At 61.2% G+C, this 19,893-nt stretch carries 15 protein-coding genes; 6 read left to right on the forward strand and 9 right to left on the reverse strand.

From position 1 onward, the window contains the following. The first annotated feature begins 7 nt into the window (after window positions 1-7). The gene (locus VL130_RS00905; protein WP_325360124.1) at window positions 8-535 is read left to right on the forward strand and encodes a hypothetical protein; all 528 of its coding nucleotides are present in this window, start codon (window positions 8-10) and stop codon (window positions 533-535) included. Here the strand turns inward: VL130_RS00905 and VL130_RS00910 are convergent. Beyond that, window positions 525-1,658: a M14 family metallopeptidase gene (locus VL130_RS00910; protein ID WP_325360126.1), complete on the reverse strand. Its 1,134-nt coding sequence runs from the start codon at window positions 1,656-1,658 to the stop codon at window positions 525-527. The genes VL130_RS00905 and VL130_RS00910 overlap by 11 nt on opposite strands. Window positions 1,659-1,740: 82 nt before the next feature. Then, on the reverse strand, window positions 1,741-4,035 hold the full coding sequence (locus VL130_RS00915) for an alpha/beta hydrolase family protein (protein WP_325360129.1): 2,295 nt from the start codon (window positions 4,033-4,035) through the stop codon (window positions 1,741-1,743). A 300-nt stretch (window positions 4,036-4,335) separates the two neighbouring features. Between VL130_RS00915 and VL130_RS00920 the strand changes: the two genes are divergently transcribed. The 5 genes from VL130_RS00920 to VL130_RS00940 all read left to right on the forward strand — a co-directional run bounded on the left by VL130_RS00920 (window position 4,336) and on the right by VL130_RS00940 (window position 9,013). Then, complete coding sequence (locus VL130_RS00920; RefSeq protein WP_325360131.1) at window positions 4,336-5,343, forward strand: LacI family DNA-binding transcriptional regulator; 1,008 nt, start codon at window positions 4,336-4,338, stop codon at window positions 5,341-5,343. A gap of 136 nt (window positions 5,344-5,479) precedes the next feature. Beyond that, window positions 5,480-5,893, forward strand: a complete 414-nt coding sequence (locus VL130_RS00925) for a c-type cytochrome (RefSeq protein WP_325360134.1) — start codon at window positions 5,480-5,482, stop codon at window positions 5,891-5,893. Between the two features lie 40 nt (window positions 5,894-5,933). Beyond that, a complete protein-coding gene (locus VL130_RS00930; protein WP_325360138.1) occupies window positions 5,934-6,737 on the forward strand; it encodes a DUF1080 domain-containing protein in 804 nt (267 codons plus the stop codon). A 2-nt stretch (window positions 6,738-6,739) separates the two neighbouring features. Continuing rightward, a complete protein-coding gene (locus tag VL130_RS00935) occupies window positions 6,740-7,312 on the forward strand; it encodes a gluconate 2-dehydrogenase subunit 3 family protein (protein ID WP_325360140.1) in 573 nt (190 codons plus the stop codon). A 9-nt stretch (window positions 7,313-7,321) separates the two neighbouring features. Then, complete coding sequence (locus VL130_RS00940; RefSeq protein ID WP_325360142.1) at window positions 7,322-9,013, forward strand: GMC family oxidoreductase; 1,692 nt, start codon at window positions 7,322-7,324, stop codon at window positions 9,011-9,013. Between the two features lie 125 nt (window positions 9,014-9,138). On the opposite strand, the gene VL130_RS00945 is transcribed toward VL130_RS00940, so the two are convergent. From VL130_RS00945 to VL130_RS00975, 7 genes are all read right to left on the reverse strand, one after another. Continuing rightward, entirely contained in the window at window positions 9,139-10,125 is a 987-nt protein-coding gene (locus VL130_RS00945) for an alpha/beta hydrolase (RefSeq protein WP_325360146.1), read from the reverse strand. Window position 10,126: 1 nt separating this feature from the next. After that, window positions 10,127-11,179 carry a sugar phosphate isomerase/epimerase gene (locus tag VL130_RS00950; RefSeq protein WP_325360149.1) on the reverse strand — a complete coding sequence of 351 codons (1,053 nt, stop codon included), beginning with the start codon at window positions 11,177-11,179 and terminating at the stop codon, window positions 10,127-10,129. After that, window positions 11,176-12,264, reverse strand: coding sequence for a Gfo/Idh/MocA family oxidoreductase (locus VL130_RS00955; protein WP_325360151.1), 1,089 nt, complete (start codon window positions 12,262-12,264; stop codon window positions 11,176-11,178). The genes VL130_RS00950 and VL130_RS00955 overlap by 4 nt, the downstream gene beginning before the upstream one ends. 21 nt (window positions 12,265-12,285) lie before the next feature. After that, the gene (locus VL130_RS00960; protein ID WP_325360153.1) at window positions 12,286-13,797 is read right to left on the reverse strand and encodes an MFS transporter; all 1,512 of its coding nucleotides are present in this window, start codon (window positions 13,795-13,797) and stop codon (window positions 12,286-12,288) included. Window positions 13,798-13,932: 135 nt separating this feature from the next. Next, window positions 13,933-16,155 carry a TonB-dependent receptor domain-containing protein gene (locus VL130_RS00965; protein ID WP_325360155.1) on the reverse strand — a complete coding sequence of 741 codons (2,223 nt, stop codon included), beginning with the start codon at window positions 16,153-16,155 and terminating at the stop codon, window positions 13,933-13,935. Between the two features lie 206 nt (window positions 16,156-16,361). Then, entirely contained in the window at window positions 16,362-17,930 is a 1,569-nt protein-coding gene (locus VL130_RS00970; protein ID WP_325360157.1) for a carboxylesterase/lipase family protein, read from the reverse strand. Window positions 17,931-18,190: 260 nt separating this feature from the next. Next, entirely contained in the window at window positions 18,191-19,855 is a 1,665-nt protein-coding gene (locus VL130_RS00975) for a sodium:solute symporter family transporter (protein ID WP_325360159.1), read from the reverse strand. Window positions 19,856-19,893: the final 38 nt, after the last annotated feature.

Consider the following 19,893-nt stretch of genomic DNA (forward strand, 5'->3'; position numbering starts at 1 on the left):
TATATCCATGTCCAGAGTGCTTATCATCGGCCTTTTCGCCACCCTGATCGCGTTTCCGGTTATGGCCGAGGACACCCTGACTCCGCTCACCCCCGAAGAATTGAGGGAACAGGTCGGCGGGCTGCGCACCCCCACCGGCATCGAATTTGGTCTCGGCGCCATCATCACCACCTATGTCGATGGCCAGCAGGCGCTGCAATCTCACCTCACCTGGACGGACCAGGGCGTTGTGGAAACGACGGACGGCGGTTCGCTTGCCGGCGCGGCCGGCGCGGGGATTCACGTCGATGGATCCGTGCCGGGCCTGTATCTGCCGGGGCAAAATGGCGGCACCGTCGTGCTGCACGATCTGGGTGACGGACGTATCGGCAGCGTTGTCCTCAACACCGCCGACAACCGCGATATTCGCCAGGAAACCGTCATCAATCTCGATATTCCGCAGCTACAGAACCTCCAGCAGGATTTCGCCAACCAGAAGCTGGAAATGAACCTCCAGGATTCGCTTTCAAGAGCGCTGACGAACGTTAATCACTAAGCTTGTCCACGATATCAGCCAAGGCCAGCAGACAGGTTTCGCCAAGCGCGCGTGACCGGGCGGCTGACCACGCCCGCACCGGTTCCGGCGCGTCGTCGTGATCCTTGAACGGCATTTCCAAAGTCATGGCGATGGCGCCGAAACGCTCCGCCACCGCATTGGTCGATATCGCCAGGTTGGCCGCGCCCGGCGCCGGAATATCGTAGCCGAATTTCGTCTGGAAATCGGGCGTGCGCGCCAGCAAGCGATCGAGATAGGCCTGATAAAGCGCCCCGCGCGCCTCGGTCCATGAGGGCGTGCCCTCGAAACCGGCCATGAAAACATGCGGTATCGCCTCGTCGCCGTGCACATCGATGGCGAAATCGACCCCGCTGGTGGTCATCGCCTGCAACACATACAGAATTTCCGGGCTGCGTTCAGGCGTGGGGCCGGCCCATTCGCGGTTGAGATCGACGCCGGCGGCATTGGTGCGCAGATGCCCGCGCGCGCTGCCGTCCGGGTTCATGTTAGGCACGATGTAAAAAGTCGCCGTTTCACGCAGTTTGACCGCCGCCGGTTCATTGCCGGTCAGGAAGGCCAGCGCGCCTTCCATCCACCATTCGGCCATGCTTTCGCCGGGGTGCTGACGGGCATAGAGCCAGACCTTCGCCGCGCCGCTGCCAAGGGTGAACAGGTCGAGGTCGCGGCCATCGAGCGTCTGACCGAGCACCTTATGCCCGACACCCGGCAAGGCCGCCGTCTGCGCTACCAGCGCCCGGTGCCGTTCACTTTGAAAAGGGGCGAAATAGGCGAACCAGACCGTATCGCCGGCCGGTGTGTGGCGGATGGTCAGGACACCGTTTTCATAGCTGGTATCCGTGCACAGCCAGTCGGCATTATCCGAACTGACGCGAGCGCGGTAGTTTTCCCAGCCGCCCGGATAGGCCGAACCGCCGGCATTGGTGAGGCGCAGGGTCAGGTCGACGCCCGCCGCGCCATCGACGCGGAAATAGAACCACTGGTAATAGTGCGAGCCGTTGTCCGGCCTGATCGCCAGATCCCACTGACCGCCTTCCCCGCTCAAAACCTCGATATTGCCGCCGTCGAAATCGGCTGAGAACGTGACTGGCAATGAAGCTGACATGGGGGACCTCCGGCGCGCAAGACTGTTTCCTGCGTATCTATCCGAAATCAACCTATAACGCCCATCACTTTTTCCAGAAAAATCAATTCACCGGATTATAGATCTTCAGGAAGTTGAGCACCGCTTCCGCTGCCGCCAACCGTGTTTCCTCTGTCGCCAGTTCGTGATCGCTGCCGGGCAGTTCGACATAGGTCACCGCCTTGCCTGCCGCCTGCAAGGCATCACGCATCTGCTTGCTCTGACGAACTGGAACGGCGCTGTCATTCGTCTGATGGACCAGCAAAACCGGTGTCTTGATATCCGCCACCTGATTACGTGGCGAAAGCGCCGCCCAGCCCGCCGGATCGCCGAGATAGCCAGTGACGATCGATACCGATCCCGGATCGGGCGAGAAGGCGCGGGGCCATTGCGCATCGGCTGTCAGGCTGGCGATCTTGTCCGGATCCGGCAGGGGCCGTTTGCCCTTCACCCAACTCACATAATCGTCGATATCGGATATGCCGCCCAACGATGCCGCGCAACGATAGGCGCCGGGCGTCGTTGCGCCCTCCAGCGCCGCATAGCCGCCATAGCCACTACCGATGATGCAGACACGCGCCGGATCGGCCAGGCCTTCGCCCACCAGATAACGCACACCATCGGCCAGATCCGACTGCATCCGCCGTCCCCACTGATCCCTGCCTGCCGCCATGAAGGCTGGGCCAGACCCATCCGACCCGCGATAATTAGGTTGCAGCACCAGATAGCCGCGCGACGCCAGCGCCTGGGCCAGCCAGTCGAACCCGCGCTGATCGTGCGCCTGCGGGCCATCATGCGGCAGGACAATCAGTGGTAAATGTTTCGGTTCCGGTTTTGGCGGCAGGGTCACCAAGGCGCCGATATCCAGACCGTCTGGGGCCTTGTAGCTGACCACCTTTTGCGAGGCGACCCATTCCGACGGCACTTCCGGATGGATATCGCCGATCTCCAGGGTTTTGCCCGTCGTGAAATCAATGAAATAGTAGGCGCCCGGCTCTTCGCCGCCTTGCGCGAAGATGACCATGCGGTGCGGATCACGCGCCGTGGAGACAATTTTGACCGCCTGCCCCGGCGCTGCGTCCTGCGCCCGCTGGTATAATTTGTGCAGGACCGGATCGGTCAGGGTATATTCCGGCGCCTCACCGGTTTCGACAAAGCCCGCCAACCATCCGGTTTCAGGATGGAAAATCGGCCGGTCCCGCGTCGCGTCACCGGGTTCAAGCGGCGCGGAGAACGTGCCATCGGCCGTCAGTTCGTAATAATGGAAACGCCGGTCAGCGCCTTGGGCCGTAGTGCCGGCCTCAACGTCGAAGATGACGATCGACTGGCCATCACGCCCCAACCCCGCCATGAACGGCGCGAACGTGCCGTCGCGTGTCACGATCTTGCGCGTCAGGACCGGCTTCCATTTGCCATCCGTTTTGCGCTCGATGCTGAACTGTTCGTTCCTGAAACTATAGACCGAGCGGGCGACGATATTGCCTTGCTTGTCGAGCAGCCAGTCATCGACATAGCGGTTCTCCCGATCCAGATCGCCGCCGCCGTCATTGATCAGTTTGCCCTGCCCGGTTTCCGGATCGCTGCGCCACAGGTAGACGCGTTTCGTCGGCTGGCCGCTCATCGACAGGCCGCGCAGTTCGAGATACGGACCGATCAGTTGCACCTTGCCGTCCAGCGTCACCGGTTCGGGCGTGCCAAGGGCGAGATTGGCGTACTCGCTCATTCGCGTGCCGAGTCCAACGCCTTCGCGCTCAGCGATATTGACCGAGGTTACGGCGGTCTGGGCGCGCACGCCGTAATAGGCGCAACCGGGCGTGCTGAGGGAATTCAGCACACTCAACATGGCACTGTTATCGGCAGCGTTACTCGCCGGATTGCCTTGCCTGGGCGACGGCATACTGTTTGTCTGTGCGGTGCTTCCACTAAGGCTGGCGGAATCCGCTTTCTTCTGGATCGGACCGCTGCCACAGGTGCCGCGCAGGCCGGTCAGCGTGGTCGAGATCAGGACATGATTGTCATCCGCCCAGGAAATGCTGGAAATATCACCCGGATTGAGCTTGATGACGCGTTTGGTCTGATCCGCGACGCGATAGACCACCAGCACGCGATAGCCTTCAAGCCAGGTGACGAAAGCGATCTGCGTCCCATCCTGTGACAGGGCGACCTGCTCGATGCGCGGCCGCTTGACGAAGATATCGAGCGGCGGCGGCGCATCGACCGGGCGCAGACGTAAAGCGCCCCGCACCACGACCTCGGTCGGTGCCTGGGTTTGGGCCTGAGTTTGGGCCTGGGCCGAAGGGCCAGTGACACCGCAAACCAGAGCGGCCAGGCTTAAACCCGCCAAATAAATACGTGACATCCTAAACGTCCCCTCGACAGGTCTTGCCGCTTCCCGCTCTCCGGCAGGTTCGCAATCCACACTGGCATTTTATCCACTACACCGCGAATTCAGACGGGATGCAAGGCATATCGTCAGCCCGGATATCATACCGCAAAAAACCAGTGTACAGGGGCCTGGCGATCACCTTTACGATTTTCACTCAGCCAATTCGTTTGAGTTTAAATTTCAGGATAAGCGAACGGCCTATCCGCATTTTTCTTGGCAACGCAGCCGATAAGGCCGTATTGAGAGAGCAACAGAATCTTTTCAGGGCTGAACATGTCGACCATCAACGACGTCGCCAAACTGGCCGGCGTTTCGACCGCCACCGTTTCCCGCGTCCTCAACGACTACGCCCACGTTTCGCCGGCGGTGCTGGATAAGGTGATGGGCGCCATCGACCAGTTGGGCTATGAGCCGAACCAGATGGCCAAGAACCTGCGCACGCTGAAGACCTCGCGCCTGATCGTCACCGTCCCCAATATCGCCAACGCCTTCTTCGCCCATATCATCCGCGGCGTCGAAGAAGCAGCCCTGGCGGCGGGCTATACCGTGCTGCTCGGTGACGTGGGATTTCATGGCACCAGCGAAGATGCCTATGCCGGCCTGCTGCGACGTAAAGAGGCCGACGGCATGATCTTCCTCGGCCACACCCTGCCGGTGTCGCTCAATGATCTTGTGGCGAAAAAAGGCGCCAGCGCGCCGATCGTCAATGGCTGCGAATTCAGCGACTCCTTAAGTGTCTCCTCGGTCCATATCGACAATGCTCTGGCGGCGCGCCAGATCATGGATCATCTCTATGCTCTCGGTCACCACCGCATCGGCGTCATCACCGGCGACCTGCGCAGCCCAATCAGCCGCGACCGCCTGCAAGGCGTCACGGCCAGCGCCGACCAGCACGGCCGCAGCAATGACCTGACTATATTGACGGGCGACTACTCCATCGAATGCGGCGCCACGATGACCGCGCAACTATTGGCGCAATCCAGGCGCCCGACGGCCATCTTCTGCTTCAGCGACGACATGGCCTTCGGCGCGCTCCATGCCATCCGCGCAGCCGGTTTGAGTTGCCCGGCCGATATGTCGGTGGCCGGTTTCGATGATGTCCACCTGTCGCGTTTTTCCGCGCCGTCGCTGACCACCGTGCGCCAACCAATGCACGAAATCGGCCGCAAGACCGTCGAACTGCTGCTGGGCATCATCGATGGCGGCGTCACCGAACGGGTCAATATCACGCTCGACCACGAACTGGTTTTCCGCGAAAGCACCGCCGCGCCAAAGGCTTAAATACCGCGGTAGATTTGCGAACGATTCTCTCGTGATGAGTCTATTGTAATCGATTTCAAGTCATGTTACCCATTTTACAAAAGCGGATACTGCGGCATGATCGTAAGGTCCAAAAACAGGTCGCAGGAGCTGATCAGTGCCAGTGTTTTCGAGCCGTTTCCGGCCCGCTATTTCCTTTATCATCGCGGCGGCGGCCTTCGCGCCCGCCGTTCAGGCCGCACCGGCGGTTGACGCCGCTCAACTGGCCGCCGGTGAAAAAGCCTTCGCCCAATGCAAGGCCTGCCATTCGATCGCCAAGGGCGCCCGCGATGGCGTCGGCCCCAATCTTTATGGCGTCTACGGCAGCAAGGCGGGCGCACATTCCGCCACCTTCAAATATTCCGCCGCCATGAAGGCTTCGGGGGAGACCTGGAACGACGCCATGCTGAACAGTTTTCTGCTGGCGCCGATGAAGGCCATGCCGGGAACGAAGATGACCTATGCCGGCGTCAAGGACGACGCGAAACGCGCCGCTCTGATCTACTACCTTAAGGTCAAGTCGGCGGAATAATACACAGAGTCCGAAAACGGACCTGCCAAAAGGGATGGAAATGATGCGCTTGAGTCTGATGACGCTTGGAGTCTGCCTATTGCTTGCCACGCCGGCACCCGCCGGAGATCTCGGCTTTACCGACACCCCCATGCTGCCCGGCGGCAAATGGCACGTTCATGATCCGGCGCGGCCGCACCCGCCTGTCGTCACGCCCGGCAAGACGGCCAGCGACGCGCCTTCCGACGCCATTGTCCTGTTCGATGGCTCCAGCCTCGACGCCTTCGTCACTGCCGACGGCAAGCCGGCCGACTGGACGCTCGCCGATGGCGCCATGACCGTACCTCACCGTGACGGCCCGCATGGCGACGGCAGCCTGACCACCAAAGACGCTTTCGGCGACATGCAGCTTCACATCGAGTTCCGCGAACCGGCCGACGTTGCCGGCGCCTCGCAAAATCGCGGTAATTCCGGCGTCATCCTCATGGGTCAATATGAGGTCCAGGTGCTCGATTCCTACAACAATGTGACCTATGCCGACGGCCAGGCCTCGGCCATCTATGCCTGGCAGCCGCCGCTGGTGAACGCATCGCGAAAACCCGGCGACTGGCAGACCTATGACATCATTTTCGAGCGGCCCCATTTCGATTCCGCAGGCAAGGTACTGAAGCCGGCCTACGTCACAGTGCTGCACAATGGCGTGCTGACACAGAACCATCAGGAAATCCTCGGCAAGACCGACTGGAAGACGCTGGCGACCTATCACCCCCATGCCGACGCCCTGCCCTTCACCTTGCAGGATCATGGCAGCGCGGTCTCTTATCGCAATATCTGGGTGCGTAAACTCGCGGCACGGGAGGAATAAACATGGCCCATGATCATAGCCGTCTGGATCGCAGAAGCCTGCTGACCGGCATTGTCGCCATGGTCGGCGGCGTGGCCATAGCCCCCATGGCTCGCGCCATGCAGGCCGGCATGGACCCCGGTTTTAAGCCGGCCACCCCCTACATGACCGCCGGCCAGCGCGCCCTGACCGCCGCCGTATCCGAACGCATCATTCCCACCACCGATACGCCGGGCGCCATCGCCGCCGAGGTCCCGGCCTTTATCGAGATGATGCTGTCGGAATGGTACTGGCAAGCCGAGCGCGACATGGTGATGAGTGGCCTGACCGCCATGGATGCTTTCTCGCACAAAACCCACGGCAAGCCCTTCGCTGCCATTACGCCCGAACAGCAGGATGCTATCCTGACGCTTGCCATGCAGCAGACCCTGACCGACGCGCCGAAAGATAGCTTCGAGCATCTGCGGCAGCTCGTCATCTTTGGCTATTATAGTTCCGAGATCGGCTGCACGGTCGAGCGCATCTATCTGCCGGTGCCGGGCAAGTACGACGGCGCCTACCCCTATGCCGAAGTCAACCGCGTCTTCTCTTCGTAAAGGTCCGCCATGTCTGAATATGAATTCGACGCCATCGTCATCGGCTCCGGGGTTTCGGGTGGCTGGGCCGCCAAGGAACTGACCGAAAAGGGCATGAAGGTATTGATGCTCGATCGCGGGCGTATGGTCGAGCACAGCACGGACTACACCTATGAAGGCACCGGTCCGTGGGAGCAGCCCTTCCGGGGCCAGACACCGCCGGCCCTGGTCGAAAGCGACTATTACGCCGCGCGTTATGGCGGCGCAGCCCAAACGGCGGTGAAAGGCTTCATGAACAATGACCGCCTCAACCCCTATGCCTTCAAGGACGGGCCGGAATTCCGCTGGGTGCGCCCCGGCACAGTCGGCGGCAAGTCGCTGACCTGGGGCCGCGTATCGCTTCGTTTCGGCCCGCAGGATTTCGAGGCCAATGGCAGGGACGGCCACGGCAATGACTGGCCAATCCGTTATGAAGACATCGCGCCGTGGTATTCTTACGTCGAATCCTACGCCGGCATTTCGGGCCAGAAGGAAGGCCTGTGGCAACTGCCCGATGGCGAATTCCAGCCGCCGCACCCGATGAACGTCGCCGAGACCTGGACCAAGGAACGGCTGGAAAAGGCCATGCCCGGCCGCAAGCTGATCCATACGCGCTGCTCCAACATGACCGAGGACAAGCCCGAACAGGGCCGGTCGCGCTGCCAGAGCCGGTCGCAGTGCAACCGCGGCTGTTCGTTCGGCGCCTATTTCTCGACGCAAGCCGTCACCCTGCCTGCCGCGCGCGCCACCAATAACCTGACCCTGCTGGCCGATCAGGTGGTGACCTCGCTGGAATATGATCCGAAGACAAAGCGCGTCACCGGCGTCCGCACCATCGACGCCAACAGCCACGCCGCCCATACCTATCGCTCGCGCATTGTCTTCCTGTGCGCCTCAGCTATGGCGTCGAACCAGATCCTGCTCAATTCAAAGCTCGCCGGCAGCGACCGCAGCTTCGCCGATTCCAGCGGCAAGCTGGGACGTTACATAATGGATCACGCCATGCTGACCACCTTCTCCGGCAACCTGCCGGAAGGGACATACTCAGACCTGATCGAATATGGCCGCAAGCCGACCGGCGTCTATATTCCGCGCTTCCGCAATCTCAACGGCCAGGACGCCGACGCCGACTTCCTGCGCGGCTACGGCTGCCAGGGCGGCGGTCATCGCGGCGTCACCGGCGCCGTCGGTTTCGGCGCCTCGATGAAGGAAGGCTTGCGCAAATACGGCCCGTGGTCGATCGGTTTCAACGTCTTCGGCGAATGCCTGCCCTATATCGACAATACCCTCACCCTGCACCCGACCAAGGTCGATCGCTTCGGCGTGCCGCAGGTGCTTTTCAATGTTACCTTCCGCGAAAACGAGCGCAAGATGATGGCCGATGGCGCGCGCCAGGGCGAGGCCATGATGAAGGCCGCCGGTCTGGTCAATGTCTGGTCGGAAGAAAAGCCGCATATTCCCGGCGATGCGATCCACGAAATGGGTGGCGCCTGCATGGGCAAGGACCCGCGCACCTCGGTCACCAATAAGTGGAACCAGCTTCATGACGCGCCCAATGTCTTCGTCACAGATGGCTCCGCAATGGCGTCGACAAGTTGCGTCAATCCGTCCCTGACCTTCATGGCCTTTACCGCCCGCGCGGCGGATCAGGCCGTGAAGCTGGTAAAGGCGGGCGCGATCTGATTGTCCTTGCGCGGTCTTTCGCTCCCCCTGCGGAGGCGCCGCTGCAAGCCGTAACATCTCCTCCAGGTTACGGCTCAAACCCTGAGCACCGCAGGCGGTGCCTCAGGGTTCTTTTTTGGGAGCCCCTACCCCATCAGCCCCTGGCTGCGGGCGAAATTGACAAACAACTGCGGCCAGATGTGATAGGGCCGATCCAGGTCGGGCTTCATACCGAAGCCATGCCCGCCGCTGGCGAAAAGGTGCGTTTCGACCACAATCCCCTTCGCTTTCAGAGCATCGCGCAGCACCACCGAATTGGCCACCGGCACGGTCGTGTCGTCCTCAGCCTGGGCCAGGAACACCGGCGGGGTTTGCGCATCGACATTGTGGTCCGGCGCATAGCGAGCGATCTGTTCCGGCGTGGCCGGGCCGCCGAGCAAGGACGGTGCGGTGCCTTCGTAGGCAATGGCGGGATCCAGCGAAATAACCGGATAGATCGGCGCGGCGATAAACGGGCGGGCATCGAGCTGATCGGCGTCATCGACGGGCGCATAAAGCGCCTGCGCATGACGGGTGGCCAGCGACGCCGTGACGAAGCCGCCCGCGCTGAATCCAACCACGCCAACGCGCTTCGCATCCAGTTTATATTGCGCAGCATTTTTGCGGATCAGGCGCATGGCGCGTTGGGCATCGATCGTGGCGACATCGGCGCGATTGTCCCAGCCGTCATTGGCCAGCCGGTAGAACAGCACGAAGCAGGTGACGCCCTGTTTATTCAGATAGTCGGCCAGGGCATAGCCTTCATGGTCGAAATAGTTCCACCAGAAGCCGCCGCCGGGGATAATCAGCATGGCCCCGCCATTGGGGTTCGCCGCCGGAAAAACCGCCATGCGCGGCTTCGATATACCCTGAACGCGACGAAATTTCACCGCCGGATCGGTCGAGGTTTCTTCAACCACTTCCTTCATCTGCGGGTGCAACTGGCCGGGCGCGCCCTTCGGCCACAGGTCGATGGTTCCGGCAGGCGCAGGCCAGCCGGCGACGGTTTTCGCGGTATCGGGGGCGGGTGTCTGGGCCATAGCCCCTCCGGCAGTCAGGGCCAGCGGTGCCAGCAAGAGTGAACGGCGATCCATATCAAAGTCCCATCAGATTACGTAAGGCGTCTTTGGATACGCCGCTGCCGGCGAAGTCGTCAAAGGCTTTTTCGGTGACGCGGATAATATGATCGCGGATAAACGGCGCGCCTTCGCGGGCGCCATCTTCCGGATGTTTCAGGCAGCACTCCCATTCCAGCACCGCCCAGCCGGCGTAATCATACTGCGCCAGCTTGCTGAAAATGCCCTTGAAATCAACCTGTCCATCACCTAGCGAACGGAAGCGCCCCGGCCGCTCCACCCAGCCCTGATAGCCGCCATAAACACCTGACCGGCCATTCGGATTGAACTCGGCGTCCTTGACGTGGAACATCTTGATGCGGTCGTGATAGATGTCGATATAGCTCAGGTAATCCAGTTGTTGCAGCACGAAATGGCTGGGATCGAACAGGATATTGGCGCGTTTGTGCCCGCCGACCTCATCGAGAAAACGCTCGAAGGTGGCGCCGTCGTGCAGGTCTTCGCCGGGGTGGATTTCGTAGCAGCAATCGACGCCGGCATCCTCGAAGGCGTTGAGGATCGGCAGCCAGCGCCGGCCCAGTTCGGCGAAAGCTTCTTCCACCAGACCCGCCGGGCGTTGCGGCCACGGATAAATATAGGGCCAGGCCAGGGCGCCGGAAAAAGTGGCGTGCGCTTTCAGGCCCAGTCGCTGCGAGGCCTTGGCCCCCAGCTTGACCTGCTCGACCGCCCACGCCTGACGCTCCTTCGGTTTGCCGTGCAGGGCCAGGGGCGCGAAGCCATCGAACAGGGTGTCATAGGCCGGATGGACGGCGACAAGCTGGCCTTGCAGGTGCGTCGAAAGCTCTGTCACCGACAAACCGTATTGCGCCAGCATACCGGTGATCTCATCGGCATAGGTCTGGCTCTGCGCGCATTTTTCCAGGTCGAAAATCGCCGGCGAAGAGGTCGGGATTTGCAGGCCCTTATAGCCAAGGCCTGACGCCCACTGCGCCATGCTTTCCAGCTTGTTGAACGGAGCGCTATCACCGAGGAATTGCGCCAGGAAGATACCTGGTCCTTTGAGTGTCTTCACAGCAGTGTCTCCCAGCTTTTCTTGCGGCTAGATGTGACCGCTGTCTCAACGAAAGCCATACCGCGCACACCGTCCTCGATGCCCGGCACCAGCGACGGTGCGCCGGTTGATATCTCGTCAGCGAAATCGCGGTAAAGCGTGGCGAAGGCTTCGAGATAGCCTTCCGGATGACCGGCCGGCACCCGCGCGCCATAGGTCAGGTAAGGCGTGCCGGCGTGCAGGATTTGCGAAGGCTGATCATGTCCGTTGATCGTCAGGGTGTTGGGCGTTTCCTGCGACCAGTCAAGCCCGCCGGTTTCGCCATAGACCCGCAGCCGCAGGCCATTGCGGTCGCCCGCCGCGATCTGCGACGACACCAGCACGCCGCGAACACCATTGGAATAGCGCAGCAGCACATTGCAGTCGTCATCGAGGGCGCGGCCCGGCACCACGATACCAAGATCGGCGCAGAGGCTTTCCACCTTAGCCCCGCTGACAAATTCGCTCAGGTGAAAGGCGTGGACGCCGATATCGGCGATACAGCCGCCGAGACCGGACTGCGCCGGATCAGCCCGCCAGTCGGCCTGTTTGTTGTGCAGTTCCTGCGACAGCCAGCCTTGAGAGTATTCGACCACAATCTTGCGCACCCGGCCGATCCGGCCTTCGGCAATCAGCTTCCGCGCCTCACGCACCAGCGGATAACCGCTATAGGTATAGGTCAGGCCATAGGCCTTGCCACTCTTTCGCACGACCTCGCGCAATGCAAGCGCCTGTTCGAGATTGAGCGTCGCCGGCTTGTCGCACAGCACATTAAACCCCGCCTCAAGCGCCGCTTTTGCAATCGGAAAATGGGTGTCGTTGGGGGTAACGATGGCGATCAGGTCGAGCCGGCCTTTTTCCGCCGCCAGCATGTCCCGCCAATCCGTATAAACACGATCCGGCGACAAACCATAGCCCGCGCCGGCCTGCCGGTTCTTCTCCGTGTTACGGCTGAAAGCGCCGGCGGACAGGGTGAACCTGTCATCCAGCCGCGCCGCCATCAGATGAACCGGACCAATAAACGCGCCCGGCCCGCCTCCCACCATGCCTAGTCTTAGCTTAGTCATATCTTCTCATATTATTGTTAGTCAGTGATCCCCGATCACCACCGGTTTATAACCACCCCGGCGTCGGAACCACAGGATCAGGCCGAGGAAGATCAGACAGGTAATCACCGGCAGCAAGGCCACCTCTTTCAGGGCGTCTTTCTTGGCGCTGCCAGCGAGGCCATCAAGCACCGCCTTATCAGCCTCCGAAGCCACAGCCACCTTCGCTTCGTCGAGCGCCTTGTAGCGGCCGAACACACTGACTTTTTCCGTCAGGTACTGCTCGGAAAGCGCGGTCTGGTGCGTGGCGTCATGCAGCATCAACCCTGCGCGGGTCGAATTGTCCTGCGCCGCGCCCAGCAGCACCGAGCCGACAATACCCGCCGCCAGCATACCGCCACCGGCCAGCATGTTAAGCGTCACCGCGCCCCCCTTGGGGAACTGTTCCGAAGCGACGCCCAGCGCCGTGCCCCAGAAGAAGCTCTTGCCGATGCCATAGAAGGTGGCCGCCGCCAGAATGGCCATGCCCGTCGCGCCCGACATCAGGAACAGGCCTGCCGCCGCCAGGGCCGAGGCCATAGCCAGCACGCCGAGTGGATTGAGCCATTTGATCAGGGTGCCGGCGAAGATGCGGATGACGAAAACCAGCGCCGAGGTATAGATCAGCACCCAGCCAGCGGCGAGGCCAAGCTTGTTCATTTCCGGCGTCATCAGCGAGGAAATCCAGCTATCGGTCGAAAGCTCGGTGACCGCCAGCGGCATCATCACCAGCACCAGCAGGATGAACAGCGGACGTCCCGGCGAACGGGCGAAGAAGGCATAGACCAGGGCCAGCACCACCGCGGCGCCGAACGACATCATCGGCGGCAGGGCGAAAACGCGCCCGACTTCGAGCATGATCAAAGCCGCCAGGATAAAGGCCGAGATGAAGCCCGCCTCGCCCAGCATGGTGCGATAGGACACACCCGACGCGACACGTTCCGACACCGGGAATTTGCGGCCGATCAGCAGCACCGTATAGACCAGCACCGGGATGATCATGAGGCCGACCTTCACTCTCCAGTCGAAACCGCCGAGGCTGTCCAGCCCCATCGCCAGCAGGCCACCGAGGATCATGCCGCCCGGCCAGGCGGCGTGCAGGCGATTGAGCCATTTCGACTTGTCGTGGCTGAAAAGTGTGGCGATCAGCGGATTGGCGGCGGCCTCGACCGCGCCATTGCCCAGCGCCATAATAAAGGTGCCTGCGTAAAGCGACCAGTAGCCGGTGGCGGTGAAGAGAAGCCCCAGGCCGACAATATGGCAGAGCGCCGCGAACCACAAGGTCACACGGAAACCGATCCGGTCGATGAACAGCGACATCAGCACGATGGTGATCGAGAACGGCCACAGGCCGACGCCGAGCAGTTCGCCCTTTTGCGTTTCGGTCAGGGCGAAGGCGACGCCCCAGTTATCGATAACCAGCGCGCGCAGAATGAAACAGAAGGAGGTAGCGGTGATGGCGGCAAAGGCGGTGGCGAAAAGCCAGCCCTGCCCTTTACGTGTCGTCGTATCCATGAAAACCCCTGTGAATATGGCCGATCACGGATATCGCCCCCGCCCCGGTCTTTTTGATAGCTGTCACAAAGTGTAATCGATTACAGAAAAAATGCAAAGAAAAAGGGCAAGGTTTGCCCCCTGCCCTTCCTGTTCTTACATCGGTCCGCCACCGCCGCCGGGACCACTCCAACCGCCGCCACCGGGACCGCGCCGGCCATCCCACTTGCCTTCGCCGTCCTTGCTGGCGCTGGCGCCGCCGAGCGTATAGCTCAGGCCCACCATAATGACCTGTCCCTGCATACTGCGCGAGGATTCGCTGTAGACGGTATCCGTATCGACAACCGTCTTGAATTTCGCCGTGCGGAACGGATCCTGCACCGTCACGACCAGCGCCGCCTTGGGCGTTACCTGGTGGCGATAGGACATATTGCCCATACCGAAGGGCGCGCGATACCCCTGGCCGGTCAATTGCTTGCCGCGGGCGAAATAGCTGAGCTGGAAGCGGTCCTTGGCCGTGGCGGTATAGTCGAAGCTGATCCGCCCGCTGAGCGTCGTCGCCTCGGTGTCGCGCGTCTGGGAAGCCGCATTCAGCTTGGTGTAGGCCAGGTTGCCGTTGAGGCGCAGGGAGAGCTTGTCCGTCAGCTTGCCATCGAAATTGCCTTCAAGCCCGCCCGACTGGCTATCACCGAAATTGCGCTTGGTGGTAACAAGCACCAACGGGTCCGCCGGATCGTAAAAGCTGTAGTCGGTGATGCTGTTGTCGGTTTTCCGGTAATAGGCGCGAACCTGGTAATTGATCTTGCCGGCGCTTTTTTCGTAACCAGCTTCGAACGAGTCGGTTTCTTCCGGTTTCAGGTCCGGATTACCGGCGCTGACATTCTGCGGATCACGATAGGTGACGAACGGATTGAGATCCTGCGGTTGCGGACGACGCAGGCGGTGCGAATACGAAAAACGCAGCTTGGCGCTGTCGTTCAGCGCATAGGTGGCGAAGGCGCTGGGGCTGAACTTGGTATAATCAATCTGGCTCGTCGTGTGGCTGCTGATCGCGTCGGTATCGAGCGACAGCGCCTCGACGCGCACGCCGCCCATCACGGTCCACTTCTCGCCGATTGGCTGCTGCCAGGTGATATAGGCGGCGCTCAGGGTCTGGGCGTAGGCGAAATCATTGATCAGGCCCGCCGCATTGTCGCCGGTGGCATCATTGTGGAAACTGTTGTTGTCCTGGGTGATCTGGACACCTGTCGTCATCTGCGCCTCGCCATAGGGCCGCACATAATCGACGCTGAAAACGGCATTGTGGAAATCGCTCTGCGACGTGCGGGTTTCCGTATCAACCGAGCCGTCACTGTTGGTGTTGGCCGCCTCCGTCGCGGTGTTGCCGGTCGAACGGCCAAACCGCAGGTCGGTCTTCAGACTCTCGCCGGTCAGGGCGCCGGTGTGGTTCCAGTTGAGATCGAAGCTGAAATCGTCACGCGGGCCGGTATTGTGCGAATTGCGCGTATAACCATTGGTAAAAGCGCCGGCGGCGGCGTAATTGGCGAAGGTTTCCTGACTGTCACTGTCCATTTCGCGGCGCGACCAGGCGATCTGCGAGCCGATCGAGTCCTCGTCACCGAGATTGTAATCGATCCCGGCATTGGCCGAGATATTGTCGTTCTGGCCTTCGGATTGCCCCGATTGCTCGGTGGACATCACCGGGTCGCCATTGGCGTCAAGGCGCGTCATGACCGAACCCGAACGGCTCGGACGATTGTCATGGCGAATGTTCAGGCCGCCGCTGATCGTGTACTTGCCGGTATTGCGCGCGCCGTTGAGCGAGGCGTTGTAGCGGCCGTCTCCGACATTGACGTTGACGGCGCCGGTATTGCCGGGCTTGCGGTTCTTGCGCATCACCAGGTTGATGATCCCGCCGGAGCCTTCCGAGGAAAACTGCGCGCCGGGATTGGTCATGACCTCGATGGAATCGATATCGCCGGACGACATGGATTGCAGCGCGCCGGCGCGGTTATCGCCCTGCATCATCACCGACGGCTTACCATCGACATAGACCTGGACACTGGAATTGCCGCGCAGCGTCACATTGCCGGTCGGGTCGATATTGACCGACGGCACCTTGTTCAGGGCATCCGCCGCCGTACCGGTCTGGCTGTCGATATCCTTGGTGTTGTCATAGACCTGACGGTCGATCTTGTTCTGCGCCTTCTTGCCTTCGACGGTCACGGTTGTTGTCGGCGCGTCATCCGGCTTTGCGGCCGCCTCAGGCGCAGCTTGGGGAGGCGCAGCCTCCTGCGCCATCACCGGCATGGCGCCGGCCACGCAGCCGAAAAGGATCAGGCCATACAGGCCCGTGGTCATGAATTTGGTCGAACGCATTATGTTGCCTGAAATATAGATAATCCCCGATCCGCTCGGATAACGGGGGAAAGCGACCGTTAGAAGGCGGAACTGTTTCTATAACGCAAAATGTCTGACAATCCGTCGGGGAAGCCACACGGAAGATCAAAACCTTGCTGGGGATACATAGCGGGTGCGGTTGTGAACCAGACCTGAACGTCCGGTAAATTCTTACATCTCAAGTTTTATTGGGCCAAGCCGGCGGTCACATCCAGCCTGGCCTTCCACGGATCGGGCATAGCCACAGGCACGCCATCCGAGGCGAAATTGAGCAGCACATCCGCCTTCGGATCATATTGCGGCCACTCCGGCAGGCCCTGGCCATTCGGATTGCCCGTTTTGGCGAAATTGGCCCAATAGCTGTTGGTCTGGTCGGCAATTTTCGCGTCTTTTGCGGTCAGCTTGTCACCATACTTGGCCGCCACCGTATCCATGACATAGGGAATTTCCGTGGCGTGCGGCGTGCCCGTCTTCCACTCCGCCTGCATCGAGTCCGCCACATAGGCATAACGGTACTCATAGCTCGGCACGCCCTGCGTCGCCAGGGTCGAGGCCACGAAACGCGCTGGCTCGATCATCATCGCATCCATGCCCATGAAGTAGCGGATGACCTCGACCGTAAACTTGCCCAACGGATCATAGGCGGCTTTAGCGGCGGCGATATTGGCCCCGAATGGCGCGAAGGTCGCCTCCTTGGTCTGGGCGAAATTGAAGCCGATATCGGCGCTGTTGGCCCCGATGATCAACGGCGCCTTGTTGTAGCGCCCGGCTAGGTAAGCAGCCTGCGGGGTCTCGACCACGATCTTGCCATCGACCATCGGCCCGCCATAGGTATCGGACGCCATGTTGGCGAGGCTGAGCTTGTTGGTCACCACTTCCGCCGGCAAGGCGCGCAGTTTCGCCAGGGCCGCCGCGTCCGTGCCGTCGATGCCGTTCGCCCTGGCCAGCGCCACGCCGAGCGTTTCCGATGACGGCTGGCCCGGCATGTCCTCGTGCAGGCGGCGCTCGCCCATCAGATTGCCACGCCCACCACCCGATTGCACAATTGCCTTAGCGAACAGCCCCCTGGTCAGCGGCGAGGTCATCAGCATATGGACACTGCCGCCGCCGGCCGATTCGCCGAAAATGGTGACATTGGCCGGATCGCCGCCGAACGCCTTGATGTTGGCCTGCACCCATTTCAATGCGGCGATCTGGTCCATATAGCCGTAATTGCCGAGCAGGTCATCCTTGTCCTCAGCCGTCAGGGCCGGATGGCCGAAGAAGCCGAACCGCCCCAGTCGGTAATTGAAGCTGACCATGATGACGTCCTTGCGGGCGAACGCCGAGCCGTCATAGACCGCCGGCGAAGACCCGCCATTGACGAAGCCACCGCCATAGATCCAAACGATCACCGGCAGCTTGTCGTGATGTCCCGCCGGACGCCAGACGTTGAGCACCAGACAGTCTTCTGAAGGCGTGGTGCCCAGCGGCGCGGCATCTCCGCCGAACGGTTCCTGCATACAGTCGTGACCGTAGTGATCCGCCTTCAGCGGGGTCATCCAATGCGCGGCGGGCTGCGGCGCGCGCCAGCGCAGATCACCGACCGGCGGCGCGGCAAACGGAATGCCTTTGAAGCTTTCGACGCCATCGGCCGTCACGCCGGACACCGGCCCGCTGGCGGTTTTCACCGGGATCTGGGCCAAGGCCGGAAACGCAACAACTGCCGCCAGAACCGCCGCGCTCACCAGCGCGCCACGAAAACCAGATACCATGACAGCCTCCCTTGATTATGGCGGTAATTTACGCCCGGAACCCGTAACGGGCAATAGACACAAAAAAACGCGGCGGGATCGCTCCTGCCGCGTTTCTTTTTACGAACGGAAGACGAAGCGCTGTGGCGAGTCGAAAACCGTTAGCTGGCGAGAAGCGCAGCGTACTTGAGTACGTGAGCACCGCATCGCTAGTATCGTGAAAGCGATATGTAAGAACGTATCCCGGCAGATGACGGTTCGCAGACCACCAACGAGCTTCGTTACCAGAAGTACCAGTAAAGGCCGATCAGGATGACGATCACACCGATGGCCAGGGCGTTGACCACCGGGGTCGTCTTGAAGCTGACGCCTTCCAGCGTAAGCGTCGAGACTTCCTTCTTGTTCGGCACCACCAGCGAGACGGCGACGCACAGGCCGAGCGCGATCCAGAAGACCCAGCCGACGCGGTTCATGAACGGCATATCCGGCACAGTCGTGGCCATGAAGCTGTTGCTGAAGCCGAGGAAATCGGGATGGGTGTGGAGGTATGACGCCACGTAGAAGAAGCACGACATCAGGAAGCCGCCAGCCACGGCGGCGAAAGCCCCTGCGGTCGAGCAGCGCTTCCAGAACATGCCCAGCGCGAAGATAACCACGATGCCCGGCGTGAAGAAGCCGGTGAAATCCTGGATATACTGGAAGGCCTGGTCGAAGGAGCCGACCAGCGGCTTGGCGACGACAATGGCGATCACCACCGCCACAATGGCGGCGACACGGCCGACCATCACCAGGGTCTTTTCACTCAGGTCGCGCTTGAGCGGCGCCACGATATCGATGGTGAAGATCGTGGCGATGGAGTTGATCTTGGAGGCCGTCGAGGAAATGACCGCAAAGGTCAGCGCCACGAAGACAAGACCGAGCAGGCCGGTTGGCAGCAGCGTCATCATCTGCGGATAGGCCTGGTCTGGCTTGGGCAGGCCGGGCGCCAGGATCAGGGCGGCCATGCCGGGCACGACGACGATCAGCGGCATGAGCAGCTTGAGGTAGGCGGCAAAGGCGATGCCCTTTTGCGCTTCCGCCAGCGACTTGGCGGCCAGGGCGCGCTGAATGATGTACTGGTTGAAACCCCAGTAGGAGATGTTCATGATCCACATGCCGCCGACCAGCACGGCGATGCCAGGCAGATCCTTGTAGTGCTCGGACGACTTGTCGAGGATCATATGGAAGTGGTCAGGGAAGCTGGCGCGCAGCTTGTTGAAGCCATCGGCAAAACCGGTGATATTGGCCGCGCCACCGATCTTGCTCAGCGTCAGGCCGGCGATAATCAGCCCGCCCAGTACCAGCAGCGTGACCTGCACGATATCGGTCAGTGCCACGGCTTTCAAGCCCCCCGACAACTGATACAGCAGGGCGAAGGTGCCCAGGCCGATCAGCACGGTCAGGGTATCGAGGCCGGTTACGGTCGTCACCGCCGTGCCACCGAGCCACAGGATCGAGGTCAGGTTGACGAAGACGTAGAGGATCAGCCAGAAGATGGCCATCAGGTATTTCACCGACGGGCCGAAGCGCTGTTGCAGGAAGCCCGGCATGGTCTGGACGCCATTGCGCAGGAAGACCGGCAGGAAATATTTCCCGACGATGATCAGGGTAATGGCCGCCATCCATTCATATGAGGCGATGGCCAGGCCGATCTTGTAACCCGATCCCGACATGCCAATGATCTGTTCGGCGGAGATGTTGGCGGCAATCAGCGAGGCGCCGATGGCCCACCACGGCAGGGTGTTGCCGGCCAGGAAGTAACCGTTGGACGTGACCGCCTCGCCGGCCTTGCGGCGCGAAACGACCTGGGCCAGGACGAAAATGGAGACGGCGTAAAAGAGCACGATCCAGATATCGAGGCTCTTCAGAAAGCTGCTCGCGGGCAGCAGTGTTGCTAAATCAGGCATGTTTCCCCTCTTGAGCGCGTTACGCAACGCTCTTGATC

Source organism: Asticcacaulis sp., from assembly GCF_035497195.1.
In the GTDB taxonomy this organism is placed as follows: domain Bacteria; phylum Pseudomonadota; class Alphaproteobacteria; order Caulobacterales; family Caulobacteraceae; genus Asticcacaulis.